At 41.6% G+C, this 13398-nt stretch carries 11 protein-coding genes; all 11 read left to right on the top strand.

Annotated features, from left to right (window positions below):
* Nucleotides 1–16 precede the first annotated feature (16 nt).
* The 11 genes from AB4298_RS05485 to AB4298_RS05435 all read left to right on the top strand — a co-directional run bounded on the left by AB4298_RS05485 (nucleotide 17) and on the right by AB4298_RS05435 (nucleotide 13357).
* Entirely contained in the window at nucleotides 17–1279 is a 1263-nt protein-coding gene (locus tag AB4298_RS05485) for a dicarboxylate/amino acid:cation symporter (RefSeq protein ID WP_371985957.1), read from the top strand.
* A gap of 1013 nt (nucleotides 1280–2292) precedes the next feature.
* Complete coding sequence (locus tag AB4298_RS05480) at nucleotides 2293–3654, top strand: Na(+)-translocating NADH-quinone reductase subunit A (protein WP_371985956.1); 1362 nt, start codon at nucleotides 2293–2295, stop codon at nucleotides 3652–3654.
* Nucleotides 3654–4868, top strand: coding sequence for an NADH:ubiquinone reductase (Na(+)-transporting) subunit B (locus AB4298_RS05475; RefSeq protein ID WP_371985955.1), 1215 nt, complete (start codon nucleotides 3654–3656; stop codon nucleotides 4866–4868). The genes AB4298_RS05480 and AB4298_RS05475 overlap by 1 nt, the downstream gene beginning before the upstream one ends.
* Entirely contained in the window at nucleotides 4858–5631 is a 774-nt protein-coding gene (locus tag AB4298_RS05470) for a Na(+)-translocating NADH-quinone reductase subunit C (protein ID WP_371985954.1), read from the top strand. The genes AB4298_RS05475 and AB4298_RS05470 overlap by 11 nt, the downstream gene beginning before the upstream one ends.
* Nucleotides 5632–5634: 3 nt before the next feature.
* Nucleotides 5635–6258 (top strand): NADH:ubiquinone reductase (Na(+)-transporting) subunit D, encoded by a 624-nt coding sequence (locus AB4298_RS05465; RefSeq protein ID WP_220782342.1) that lies wholly within the window; start codon nucleotides 5635–5637, stop codon nucleotides 6256–6258.
* An 8-nt stretch (nucleotides 6259–6266) separates the two neighbouring features.
* Nucleotides 6267–6875, top strand: coding sequence for an NADH:ubiquinone reductase (Na(+)-transporting) subunit E (gene nqrE / locus AB4298_RS05460; protein WP_371985953.1), 609 nt, complete (start codon nucleotides 6267–6269; stop codon nucleotides 6873–6875).
* 55 nt (nucleotides 6876–6930) lie between these two features.
* Nucleotides 6931–8148 (top strand): NADH:ubiquinone reductase (Na(+)-transporting) subunit F, encoded by a 1218-nt coding sequence (nqrF, locus tag AB4298_RS05455; protein WP_248471300.1) that lies wholly within the window; start codon nucleotides 6931–6933, stop codon nucleotides 8146–8148.
* A gap of 462 nt (nucleotides 8149–8610) precedes the next feature.
* Entirely contained in the window at nucleotides 8611–9366 is a 756-nt protein-coding gene (locus AB4298_RS05450; protein ID WP_371985952.1) for a putative porin, read from the top strand.
* A gap of 581 nt (nucleotides 9367–9947) precedes the next feature.
* Entirely contained in the window at nucleotides 9948–10442 is a 495-nt protein-coding gene (locus tag AB4298_RS05445) for a hypothetical protein (protein ID WP_248999207.1), read from the top strand.
* Nucleotides 10443–10892: 450 nt separating this feature from the next.
* Complete coding sequence (locus AB4298_RS05440; protein ID WP_371985951.1) at nucleotides 10893–11198, top strand: hypothetical protein; 306 nt, start codon at nucleotides 10893–10895, stop codon at nucleotides 11196–11198.
* A gap of 353 nt (nucleotides 11199–11551) precedes the next feature.
* Nucleotides 11552–13357 carry an aryl-sulfate sulfotransferase gene (locus AB4298_RS05435; RefSeq protein WP_371985950.1) on the top strand — a complete coding sequence of 602 codons (1806 nt, stop codon included), beginning with the start codon at nucleotides 11552–11554 and terminating at the stop codon, nucleotides 13355–13357.
* Nucleotides 13358–13398 lie beyond the last annotated feature (41 nt).

Raw genomic sequence — 13398 nt, 5'->3', positions numbered from 1 at the left:
CAGTGATGGAGCTAGGGTGTTGAACAAGAAGAGTAAGTTTTATAAAAATATCGGATTCCAAGTGGTTGTCGCCATGGTTTTAGGCGCAATCGTTGGTATGGTGATGGGACATGATGCCTCTATATTTGCTCCGCTAGGGACGTTTTTCATTCACTTAATTAAAATGTTAGTGATCCCGTTAGTTGCCGTTTCAATTATTGCAGGTGCAGCAAGCTTAGGTGCGGGCCCGTCAGCAGGTAAAGTCGGTATTGGTACTATCGCTTTCTTTATGGCGACGTCAGCATTGGCTGTGACCTTAGCACTAGTGATGGGCGAATTTTTCCAGCCAGGTGTGGGCATGGACTTTTCACAGCATACTGCAGGTCTCGCTGCGGTAACGGCTGAGCAGGGCGCACTGCCAGGTGTGGCTGATACCATTATTGGTATGATCCCAACTAACGTATTTGAAGCACTGACAGGCGGCAATATTTTACAGATCTTAGTATTCTGTATCTTCTTCGGTATCGCACTGACTAAAGTGAATCAAGAAGCGGCTAAGCCAATTACTTCAGCTTTGAATACAATCGTTGAAGCCTTCATTTGGATGATCAACATCGTTATGCTAATTGCCCCTATTGGTGTATTTGGCTTGATGGCTGATTCTGTTGGTACTTTTGGCTTCCAGTCACTGACTGTCGTGCTAAACCTATTCGTGGTTTATGTTGCTGCAATCTTGATTTATGGCTTTATCTTCTTCCCATTAATGGTGAAGTTCTTCTCTAATGTACCGGTTGGTAAATTCCTATCGGCAATGAAGAAGCCACAAGCGCTAGCTATGTCTACCGCTTCATCTATGGCAGCGCTGCCAGTTAACATCGAAGTGTGTGAGAAAGAGCTAGGCGTTTCTAAGTCGACGGCTGCATTCGTATTGCCATTAGGCGCTACGATTAACATGAGTGGCAACGCGATTTATTATGGTCTAGTAGCGGTATTCTTTGCGCAAATGTTCAATGTTGAATTAGGTCTTGCGGCCTATGTGGCGATCATCTTCACCTCGACATTAGGCGCAATTGGTCAAGCTGGTGTACCGGGTCCATCATTCCTTGTTATTGCGGTATTAGTGGCGGCAGGTATTCCAATTGAAGGTCTACCACTATTGTTTGCTTTAGACCGTGTGTTTGACATGATCAGAACAACACTCAACATTACTGGTGATGCAGTTTGTGCTGTGGTAATTGATAAGTTCAATCCAGAGACTGAGGCTGTTGTTGAAAGTGTAGAAGCTACAGCTAAAAGTTAATCTTAGAGTTGATGAGAAATTGTTTTAATTGCTAGGCTCGACACCGTTTAGAAACGGTTAGTTAGCAAAACAAAAAATTAGCAGTAGAACATTAGCAACAATACTAAATCCTCTATTCAATAAGTTTGAATGGGGGATTTTTTTTAGTCGATTTTGCTGCCTGATTAATCAACGTGTAACCTAAGAATTTCATTTAATCTAGCTTGCTAAAGTTGCTGGAGCTATTGATTTTTAGAGTGAAAGCTCCTCTACAGTGATAACCTTAATCAGTGTCCTAGCTATTCGGATTTCCTATTTGGTCATGCTCGGTGATTAAGCTATAAACCCAATATATCTGACGCTGAACGTGCGCTTAAACTGCTGCGGCGAATAGTTGGCAAGACTAGCCAGAACAATATCTGTTCGAGCTAGAGTTGCCGTAGCAACATTTTATAAAGTCTCATTCAGTAATAGCTAAAGTGTGACCATTCCCCTGCTTGTAAACATGGTTTCTGCGAGCTAATGTCGATTATTTTTGTGGAAAGAGCGATTGATTGCGCTTAGTGAGTAAATATTCTTCATGAATGTCGTCGGTTTAGTTGTTCTTTGTTTTATATCAAAAAAAAACAGCTTTGATCGAAATAAGTGCTTAAGGTCTGCTAACTGTATGACAAATGGTCTTTGTTGTGTTGTTTGAACTGTGTCATATTTCATCAGTTTGTGGGATGTGACTTCAGTTTTACGTCTGACTTTTATCTTAAGTTATTGTTGAATATAGAATTAACTTAATGAAATTCTGTTGGTGACTTGTTGGTATGTCAAAAGTTGTTTAACGTCAATTTTTACGTATTAAAACTACATAAAGCGTTATTTATTCAACCAGTTCAGGCGTTGCGTCACACTAATTACCTCGAAAACCTGATTTTTTGTCGGTAACTTACAAATTTGACCGGAAAGTGTGAAGTTCAACTCGGAATATTAGTTAACAAAGATTTACTATTGGGTATCCAAACTTTTAACGGTTGATTTTAGTGATGGCAGGTTTCTCAAACCAAGTTATAACAATCAAAAAGGGCTTAAATGTGCCCATAGCCGGCGCACCTAAACAAGTGATTAATGACACTAAGTCATCGACACATGTTGCCTTATTGGGTGAAGAATATATTGGCTTAAAGCCAACTATGCTGGTTGAAGAGGGTGACATTGTCCAAAAGGGCCAAGCGCTTTTTGAAGACAAGAAAACCCCCGGTGTCATTTATACCGCTCCCGCGAGTGGCAAGATCGTTGCTATTAACCGCGGCGAACGCAGACTATTCCAATCAATCGTTATTGAATGCAATGATGATGCGCCTAAATCCTTTGCACCTTGCAAAGCGTTTAACGAGTTAAGCCGAGAAGATGTTCAAGCCAAGTTAGTAGAAAGTGGCCTTTGGACAGCATTACGTACGCGTCCTTTCTCTAAAGTGCCTCAATTAAATACATCGCCTGCTGGCATCTTTGTAAGCGCAATGGATACTAATCCATTGGCGGCTGAGCCTAGATTGATTATTGCTGAGCAAACTGAAGCATTTGCCGCTGGTTTACAAATTCTAAGCCTACTGACCGACGGTAAAGTACATTTATGTCAGGAGGCTGGTGAGTCTTTACCTGGCCACGATCTTGCTAAAGTGAGCAACCATTTCTTTGCGGGTGTGCATCCTGCAGGCATAGTTGGTACCCATATTCATTTCGTCTTACCTGCAAGTCTAGAGCGCCCAGTGTGGCACCTTGGCTATCAAGACGTTATTGCCTACGGCAAACTCTTTTTAACTGGTGAGCTTTATACCGACCGTGTTGTGGCGTTAGCTGGTCCTGATGTAATTAATCCACGTCTTATCCGCGTTCAAGCGGGGGCAAAGCTATCAGAAGTGGTTGCTGGCGAGTTAAAAGAGGGCAATTCACGTGTGGTGTCTGGTTCAGTATTATCGGGTCACACCGCAAAAGGGCCTCATGATTTCTTAGGTCGCTTTAATAACCAAATCAGTGTGCTGCAAGAAGATGCTAAACATCAAGTGCTTCCTTGGGTACGTGGTGGTTCGCAAAAGTTCTCTATTACGCGTGCGGTAACGTCACGTTTAAAAGGCGCTAAGCAACTATTTGATTTTACCACTCACACCGGTGGTTCAGCTCGCGCCATGATGGCATTTGGTCAGCTTGATCGCGTGATGCCACTTGATATCTTACCGACCTTACTCGTTAGGGACTTAGTGGTTCGTGATACGGATGAGGCGCAGCAACTTGGTGCACTTGAGCTAGATGAAGAAGATTTAGCACTGTGTACGTTTGTTTGCCCTGGCAAGTACGACTTCGGTAAAGAGTTACGTGCTTGTTTAGAGATTATTGAGAGGGAAGGGTAATGAGTCAGCAAGATAAAAAGCCTGATATCCAAGAAGATTATTATGCGCCGGGTAGTTCAGTTAAGGGCTATTTAAGTTCATTACTGATTGCTCGTGGCCGCAGCACTCAAGGCAAAGTCCATATTCGTGACGCCATTGATGTTAAACGTACCATGACTATTGTCGGCTTATGTTTATTGCCAGCCATTTTGTTTGGTATGTACAACATCGGCCTGCAAGCACAAATTGCCGTGGCTTCAGGTTTAGCTACCGCTGATGTTTGGCAGCTAGCGATTTTTAACTTTGTCTTTGGTGGCTTGAGTGAACAAACCGGTATTGTGGGTTTATTTGCTTATGGTCTGAGCTTTTATGCACCTATCTACCTAACTGCGTTGGCGGTGAGCCTGTTTTGGGAAATGGTATTTGCCAAGGTGCGTGGCCAAGAGTTGCATGAAGGCTTCTTTGTTACCGCATTATTGTTCACCTTGATTTTACCTGTATCAACGCCGCTGTGGCTGGTGGCTATGGGTATTACCTTTGGCGTGATCATGGCAAAAGAAGTATTTGGTGGCATGGGCTACAACTTTTTAAACCCTGCGTTAGCCGGTTTAGCCTTTATCTACTTTGCTTATCCGTCACAGGTGACAGCGGTAAGTCAGTTAGTTGCGGTTGACGGATTCTCAGGCGCAACCACCTTAATGCAAACGGCGGCGGGCAAGGTCAGCTTTGCTGATTACGCTTGGTTTAATGCCTTTAGCGACCCTAACTGGTGGAACGCGTTCTTTGGTTTTACCGTGGGTGCGATTGGTGAAACCAGTACGTTGGCATTATTGATTGGTGGTGGCTTCCTTATTCTTACCCGTTTAGCTGACTGGCGCATTGTTGCTGGCGTGCTGTTTGGCATGATCTTAACTGCCACAATGTTCAATGTGATTGGTTCAAGCAAAAACGATATGTTCGCAATGCCTTGGACATGGCACTTGGTCACCGGTGGTTTTGCTCTGGGTATGATGTTTATGGCAACCGATCCGGTAACCACTTCATACACCCGTAAAGGCAAAGTGGCTTACGGTTTGCTGATTGGTTTTATGACAGTGCTTATTCGTGTGGTCAACCCGAAAATGCCAGAAGGCATTATGCTGGCGATTCTATTTGCCAACCTATGGGCACCAATTTTCGATTACCTGGTGGCGAAAGCAAACATCAAGCGGAGACTAAAACGCCATGGCAATTAAGAAAGATTCTTTTGTTGGCACCATGATTTTCACGGTGACCTTATGTCTATTGTGCTCATTTATGATCACAGGTACTGCCGAAGTATTGAAAGAGCGCAAGTTAGTTAAGAAGCGTGATGAGTTGATGCGCAACGTGCTGATTGCTGCTGATGTTGAACTAAGCGGTCAAGACTTTAGAGCCTTGTTCAAAAAAGACGTTAAGCCGCTTTTAGTGTCAATCGACACGGGTGAAGCCGTTAGTGATGCAACAGTGATGGATTTTGACCCACGCATGGCGTCAATTAACCCTGAAACATCAATCAAGCTTGAGAAAAAGCAAGATAAAGCCAAGATCAAAACCCGTGCAAATCAAGTGCGTGTATTTAAAGTCTTTGACGATAGCGGCGAGTTAACCAGCGTAGTTTTACCGATTTACGGTAAAGGCTTATGGTCGATGGTATACGGCTTTGTGGCACTCAAACCTGATTTAAATACTATTGAAAACGTCGTGTTTTATGAGCACGGTGAAACTCCAGGTATTGGTGACTTTCTTAATGATGCCGAGTGGACCAATCAATGGCATAACAAGCAGATTTTTGACGACAAAGGCAAGGTTGCTTTTAAAGTGGTTAAAGGTGGAGCTAAAGAAGGCGATATTCATGGTATTGACGCTGTGAGTGGTGCAACCATGACTGGACGCGGCGTACAACGTTCAATTCAGTTCTGGTTTGGTAGCGAAGGTTTCGAAGCTTTCTTCAAAAAATTAAAAGCGTCGGAGGTATAACGGATGAGTACTCAATCTATTTCGACTCGCGAAATGCTAACAGGGCCAATTTTTGCTAATAACCCAGTAGCAATGCAGGTGTTGGGTGTTTGTTCGGCTTTGGCGGTAAGTAACTCAATGCAAACTGCATTGGTGATGACGCTAGCGGTGACCTTTGTACTGGTGTTCTCGAACTTGATTATTTCAAGCATACGTTCACTTATCCCAAATAGCGTGCGTATTATCGCGCAAATGACAGTGATTGCATCACTGGTGATTGTGGTTGATATGGTGCTACAAGACGTAGCCTATGAACTATCACGTCAGTTATCGGTATTCGTTGGTTTGATTATTACCAACTGTATCATCATGGGCCGCGCTGAAGCGTTTGCCATGAAAAACCCGCCGCATTTAGCCGTGGTAGATGCCGTCGGTAACGCGTTAGGTTATGGCGTAATTTTATTAGGTGTGGCGTTTGTTCGTGAATTACTGGGCAGTGGCACACTATTTGGTCATGAGATCCTAAAGACGGTTGAGAATGGCGGTTGGTACCTTGCGAACGAAATGTTCAAGTTACCTCCAAGTGCCTTCTTCTTAATTGGCTTAATGATTTGGTCAATCAACGTCATTCAACGTAAGCGAGGCTAAGGGCTGATATGGAACATTATATTAATCTGTTTGTACAAGCCGCGTTTATCGACAACATGGCGCTGTCTTTCTTTATGGGCATGTGTACCTTCTTAGCGGTATCAAAAAAGGTATCAACCTCTTTTGGCCTAGGTGTCGCCGTTATTGTGGTAATGACCTTGGCTGTACCGCTTAACCAGTTGATTTACTCCAATATTCTGGCGCCAGGCGCACTCGCTTGGGCGGGTTACCCTGCATTGGATTTAAGCTACCTGCAGCTAATTACCTTTATTGGTGTGATCGCAGCCTTAGTGCAGATCTTGGAAATGTTTTTAGATAAATACATTCCTGCACTGTATGACTCGTTAGGTATTTTCTTACCTTTGCTAACCGTTAACTGCGCGATTTTCGCAGGGGTTATCTTTATGGCAAACCGCGACTATAACCTTGCAGAGTCAACGGTATTTGCTATGGGTTCAGGCTTTGGTTGGGCAATGGCGATTGTGATGCTAGCGGGTCTGCGTGAGCGCATGAAGTTCCATGCTATTCCTGAAGGCTTACAAGGCATTGGTATTGTATTTATTACCACGGGCTTGATGGCGTTAGGCTTTATGGCTTTCTCCGGTATTTCTATTTAAGGCTGTTTGAGTTTTTAAACCTTAATGAAAACGAATTAAACAAAAGGTAGATTCGATGGAAATGGCAATTGGTATCGGTATGTTCACGTTTGTGGTGAGTATATTGGTAATGGTGATTTTATTCGCCAAGAGCAAACTGGTGTCTACGGGTGATGTGAATATCCGTATTAACGACGACCCTGAAAAAAGTATTTCAACCCAAGCGGGTGACAAGCTTTTAGGCGCGTTAGCGGGTAAAAATATCTTTATTCCGTCAGCCTGTGGTGGCGGTGGTACATGTGGTCAATGCCGCGTTAAAGTAAAATCTGGCGGTGGCGAGATCTTAGCCACAGAGCGTGACCATATAAATAAGAAAGAAGCTAAAGAAGGTTGTCGCTTAGCGTGTCAGGTATCGGTGAAAACCGATATGGAACTTGAAGTTGAAGAAGAGATCTTCGGCGTTAAGAAGTGGCAATGTGAAGTTATTTCTAACAATAACCAAGCGACCTTCATTAAAGAGTTACTGCTTAAATTACCGGAAGGTGAAGACGTACTGTTTAAAGCCGGTGGTTATATTCAGATTGAAGCGCCTGCTCACGAAGTCAAATATGCAGATTTTGATATTCCTGCAGAGTACCGTGACGATTGGGAAAAGTACGACCTATTCAAGTTGGTTTCAAAAGTTGACGAAGACGTATTGCGTGCATACTCAATGGCTAACTATCCTGATGAGAAAGGCCGTATCATGCTGAACGTGCGTATTGCTACGCCGCCAAGCGACAATATTGCTCCAGGTAAGATGTCATCGTACATCTTCAACCTAAAAGCGGGTGACAAAGTCACTATCTCCGGCCCATTTGGTGAGTTCTTTGTTAAAGAAACTGACGCTGAAATGGTGTTTATTGGTGGCGGCGCAGGTATGGCGCCAATGCGTTCACATATCTTTAATCAGCTTAAAGGTGTTAAAACCAAACGTAAGATGAGCTTCTGGTACGGCGCGCGTTCAACTCGCGAAGTATTTTATCAAGAAGACTTTGATACGTTAGCGGCAGAAAACGATAACTTTGTTTGGCATGTGGCATTGTCTGATCCATTACCGGAAGATAACTGGGATGGTTACACAGGCTTTATTCATAATGTACTTTATGAGAATTATCTTAAAAATCATAAAGCGCCAGAAGATTGTGAGTTCTATATGTGTGGACCTCCTATCATGAATTCATCAGTTATCGCGATGCTTGAAAGCCTTGGTGTTGAGCCAGAGAACATCTTACTAGATGACTTTGGTGACTAGCTCTAATTAGGTGGTTTTCAATCTAGAGTGACTAGAGTAGGGTCACAAATATGTGGTCGTACCTAATCAATGAGCAATAGATTTTCAATTGCTATAAAAACATAAAAGGCGCAGCTTAATGGCTGCGTTTTTTTATATTGAAAAACATATATCGAGATCATCTGTTTGTTGTGTTTTATTATTTCTTGCTTGATTTGTATCTTAAGTGTGATTGGTTTGTTGTCAATTTGTTTTTGTGGTTTTTAGTCAGTGTAAAATGCATTGTAATTGTTGGTTTTTTTGTGTTTTAGTGTTTCATTTTGTCATCGATTGGATTATTGTTTGCGCAGCTAGGAGAGCTGCAGTGTTTATGAGATTTAATCACTGAATTATATCAAGGATGGCATAGTACCTGCTCATGCTTATCATATACCTGCACATCTTTATCTCTTAGCATTACAAACAATATAAGGGAATAAATTGATGAGACAAACAACCACTGCTTTAGCCATTCTTTTAAGTCTTACAAGCCTAAGCGCTGTAGCAGCTCAAGATAATAATTATCAACACGAAGCAGGTCTTAGTTATACAACTAATTCAGAAGAAGTGAGCGACGGTCTTTGGAACGCGAATTATCGTTATTACTTTGAAAGTGTAGAGCAAAGTAAAGCACCTTACGCACTGAACGGCTTTTTAGCACAAGAATCAAATATCGGTGCAAATTACCAAAATTTCGATCCAGCAGATAGCGATAGTTACGGTGTTGATGGCACATTTGTGCTTGGATCTAACTGGTTCGTTGGTGCTAATTATCAAAAATTTGATGTCGCAAGTTATGACTTCAACACCTATGGTGCTGAAGTGGGTTATTACTTTAATGATAGCTCTGCAGTTTCTGCATTTTATCAAGATGGTGATGATAACTTCACCGAAACATACGGTCTAAAGGTACGTAGCTACATCGCTCTGCAATCTACAGCTGGCATCGATTTGAATGCTAGCTGGGCACATAACGAATTTGATGATGTGCTAAATGTAGGCGCTGATTGGTATATCAATAATGCTTGGTCTGTTGGCGCAGGTTACACAAATAGTGATAATGATGATGCATTTGATGTGCGTACAGCTTATTGGTTACGTATTACCGACGGCATTTCAGCTAACTTCCAAATTTCTAAAGTATTAGATTCAGATTACGACGGTGTTGGCCTAGGCTTAGGCCTAGTAGGTCGTTTCTAAGTTACTTGGGATGTCAAAGCGTAGCTGATGGCTGCGCTTTATATCATTGAGCCAGTGATTGTCCATGAGTGAGGCTATCGAATCGCAGTCATAGATTGATTTCATTTACTTGTTGGATACCTTTGCTGTTTTAGGTCGCGAAAAGAGATTTTCACTAGCATTGTAAACTTTTGCTTAAATCTGTTTAATTTTGTATCGGTGCAGGTTACAATTGCGCCTCATTTAGGTCGTATCAGTGATCAAACCTCTCTTGAAGAGATGATTTCCAAATTAGCTTTATTCACTGTATGACTTATTGGGTAAATAAGAGCATTAAATTCCATTTGCTATATATTAAATCAGTTCTAACTATAATGTATCGATATAGTTGAACAGAAAAGTTAAGGGTTTAATAATTCTGATGTAAATAAATCATCTATTAATAATGCATTTGTTTGCATCTTAATGAGGACTCACCGAGTTTATATTTGTTTTTACTTATCTAGCGATTATTTAAATTACGTCTTTAAATTTATTTTAGGAGTGTGGTTTGAGTGCGCTTAGCTATTTTTTTGGTTTTTAAATCATTACATGGAGTTTTAATGAGAGTATTTATTCTAATACTTGTGTTGGTACCATTTTATGCGCCTGCGGCACTTTTTGGTGTTGATTGGGGGGAAAGTATTGATAAGTATGGCGAGTTAACTAAGCTAAACGATTATTATAAAGTAGTAACAAATAGTGTGCCAGAGCCGCTTTCAATAGCCAAAAATTATGAACTAGTACAAAAGCCTGATAATGGCTTAGTTAAAATCTTGATGACGAGTTACGAGTATTCAGCCTTTAGTGATAGCTTTCAAAGTGATTATGTAGAAATTCAAGATTATTTAATTAACGATGGCTACGAAACGAGGGAGTTTAGACAAAGCGAGCTATCATCCTATCAGTGTATCTTGCAAGGCGAATGTGTTGGTATGCTTTGGATTGGCGTAAACCATGATCAGAGCGTAGTTGTTCTAGAGCAAATAATGAACGGTAGAGAACGTTCATTTATTCAATTGGAAGTCAAATCCAATACTTTTATTACATCGAACTAGTCTATATTTTTCTATTTAAGTATCATATTTTTATGGTTATTTTATAGATGAATTAATTCTATTTGTTTCTAGTCAAAAATTTATAAGAGGTCTTTAAATTCCATTAGGTTTATATGGTTATTTCAATTTTGGACTATATTAACTGATTGCTGAAGAGGTGTTATCCCTTCATTGTTTTCGAATGGTATAAATTATGCCTCGAGTTAAACCTGTGTAATGCCTTATATCTAACTCTATTATAGTTTGCTACTGGTTAAATGTGGTGTAAACCATAGAGTCAATGATAGTGCTATGTTGTTGCTAGACGTCAAGAACTGGGTACCTATTAGTTGTTTATTTTCAGACATTGTTTAAGTTCAAGATATCATGATTCTATTTTATTGGTTTGTTCATTCATTACTAACAATATATGATACTGAATATTCATTATTTATAGGTAGGACAGAGTAAATGGGCACAGCTGAATTTTTGATTATAGCTTTGGTTGCAGCAGCTTTAGCTCTTGGTTACTTGTCGATTTATCCTAAAGTTGCAGGTAATAATTTCAATAAAATTTCAATGTGCGATCTAGTGTGTTCTGCATTTGTATTTACGCTCGTTGGGACTCAATATTGGGGCTCAGGTTATGAGTTCAGTCTATTTCTTTTTAGCACAAACTGGTTTTGGTTCACTTTGATTATTTATGCCTTAATTGAGATCCCTTTAGCTATTTGGTATTTCAAAAAATATGGTGTTGCGATTAACGGTGAAGAATAATTGTAGCGTCAGTTGCAAATGATGAGCCTTAGCTAAGGGCTATTTTGGGATTCACAGGTTTTGAATGCTCTATTTAAAGTCTTACTCAATACTTCTTCTTACTTTATTCTCTGTTTCTTACTTGCCGTCATTTAGCTGTCAACGCCAGTAAACCAAGACTTTGTCGGCAAGACAGCACGGGTGAAGAGCGCTAGCAGCTGTAAAAGTTGCAACCAGTGCAAACAAAAGCCTTAAACCGTGATCGGCTAATCAAACTCAAAATATACTCACTAGAGTGTTAATTCTCTGACAGTTTTTTTTGCATTAGCTGATTATAATCTGCTTCAGTTTCCGTACTGTTGAGTTAATTTTCAATGTCTAAACCAGCTTTGCTTCTTTCGGCGTTAGCCTTGTCTTTAAGTTTGTGCTCAGCACAAACCTTTGCTTCTATTGATGGTATGAAGCCTAAACCTGTCGAAGGGGCGCCTTTAGGTTATATCATTCATAATCCCTATGAAAATGCGCCACTTACCGCTCTAGTCACTTTAGCAGGCCACACTATTTCGGGCGTAGAAGTCACTGTGCATGCTAATGATGCAGACGGTGTAAGCCTGACTTATCAGGTCGATGATATGCGGGTGATGGATGAAGGTGGCGTGCCTATTTTTGGTCTTTATCCTGCATTTATGAACACCTTTACCGTGAAGTGGACCGAGAACGGTGAGCCTAAGTCGCACGATTATCAAATGCTGACACCTGATATCGACATGGGCTTTTCTGAAAGCCAGTGGGCAAAAGCGCCACTTGTCGAGGTTGAGCACGTAGATGCCGACTTTAAAGACAGACTGTACTTTGTTAACTGGACCAATGCCGACGGTAAAGCCGCGCCACTAATGCACAATAACTCTGATGCACCTGGCGCTTTTTCTTGGGACGGTAAGCCAGGCTTCTTTATTATTGATACTGCGGGGGATATTCGCTGGTATATGAACCCTTATACCACTCATGACGCTAAAACCTACGATAACGCAGGTTACGCTATGGGGATGAACGTCACTAAAGACGGCAACATGGTGTGGGTACAGGGCCAAGGCTGGAAGAAAATGTCGATCATGGGACGGATGATCTCTGAGCATAGTCTGCCGGGTAACTTTATCGATGCCTCTCATGAAGGCATAGAAGGCGCTAACGGTAACGTGTTTATCCGCGCAGCAGCCAAAGATTACCGCACCAAAGATGGTCGCCTAGTTAATACTGTCCGCGATCAGATTATAGAAGTAGATAACACAGGTAAGCTGGTGGATTACTGGGACCTGAACACCATTTTAGATCCTATGCGTGATGCTGCGCTGTTATCACTCGATGCGGGCGCAGTGTGTTTAAACATTAATCTTGATGATGCGGGGCACCAAACCACAGAAGAAGACTTAGCCAAGGCGCCGTATGGCGATATTCACGGCGTTGCGACAGGTCGTAACTGGGCCCATGTAAACTCGATTGAATATGATCCAACAGATGACAGCATTATTATCAGCTCACGTCATCAGTCGGCGGTGATTAAAATTGGTCGTGACAAGCAAGTGAAATGGATCTTAAGTGCCAGCAAGGGCTGGAGCGAAAAGTTTCAAGATAAATTATTAAAGCCTATTACCGCTGACGGTGAACCAATTTGGTGTAACGAGAAAGGGGCATGTCAGGACAAAGACTTTGACTTTAGTTGGACATCACACACAGCTTATTTAGTCCCAGAAAAGGGTACCTTGACCGTGTTTGATAATGGCGATGGTCGTGACTTAGGTCAGCCGATGTTTGCCAACGAAAAGTACTCTCGCTCAGTTGAATATAAAATCGATGAGCAAAACATGACGGTTCAGCAAGTCTGGGAATACGGTAAAGATGAGCTGGGTTATGAAGGCTACTCACCGGTGACATCTATCGTTAAATACCAAGCGGATAAAGATAGCATGATGAGCTACTTCGCTTCTGCCGGCCTGTTTGGTTTAGGTGGTGGTTACGGTAACTTAAAGATGGATGACACCACAGGTAAGGTGCAATCTATCTTGGTTGAGCACAGATACGGCGAAACTAAGCCTGCTGTTCGCATCAATATCGACAGCCATGATATGTTTGCGACGGGTTACCGCGCTCAGGTTATTCGGGCTAATGAGATGTTGAAATAACAGTGAAATGCTTAAATGATTCAATGCTGAATTAATCGGTT

Source organism: Shewanella sp. 10N.261.52.F9 (assembly GCF_041471165.1).
Taxonomy (GTDB): domain Bacteria; phylum Pseudomonadota; class Gammaproteobacteria; order Enterobacterales; family Shewanellaceae; genus Shewanella; species Shewanella marinintestina.
Note: the sequence above shows the minus strand (reverse complement) of the source record. Positions and strands in the feature narration are given on the sequence as shown.

Coding starts and splice junctions, on each gene's coding strand:
- AB4298_RS05480 (WP_371985956.1), top strand. CDS start 2,293: ATGGCAGGTTTCTCAAACCAAGTTATAACAATCAAAAAGGGCTTAAAT.
- AB4298_RS05475 (WP_371985955.1), top strand. CDS start 3,654: ATGAGTCAGCAAGATAAAAAGCCTGATATCCAAGAAGATTATTATGCG.
- AB4298_RS05470 (WP_371985954.1), top strand. CDS start 4,858: ATGGCAATTAAGAAAGATTCTTTTGTTGGCACCATGATTTTCACGGTG.
- AB4298_RS05465 (WP_220782342.1), top strand. CDS start 5,635: ATGAGTACTCAATCTATTTCGACTCGCGAAATGCTAACAGGGCCAATT.
- nqrE (WP_371985953.1), top strand. CDS start 6,267: ATGGAACATTATATTAATCTGTTTGTACAAGCCGCGTTTATCGACAAC.
- nqrF (WP_248471300.1), top strand. CDS start 6,931: ATGGAAATGGCAATTGGTATCGGTATGTTCACGTTTGTGGTGAGTATA.
- AB4298_RS05450 (WP_371985952.1), top strand. CDS start 8,611: ATGAGACAAACAACCACTGCTTTAGCCATTCTTTTAAGTCTTACAAGC.
- AB4298_RS05445 (WP_248999207.1), top strand. CDS start 9,948: ATGAGAGTATTTATTCTAATACTTGTGTTGGTACCATTTTATGCGCCT.
- AB4298_RS05440 (WP_371985951.1), top strand. CDS start 10,893: ATGGGCACAGCTGAATTTTTGATTATAGCTTTGGTTGCAGCAGCTTTA.
- AB4298_RS05435 (WP_371985950.1), top strand. CDS start 11,552: ATGTCTAAACCAGCTTTGCTTCTTTCGGCGTTAGCCTTGTCTTTAAGT.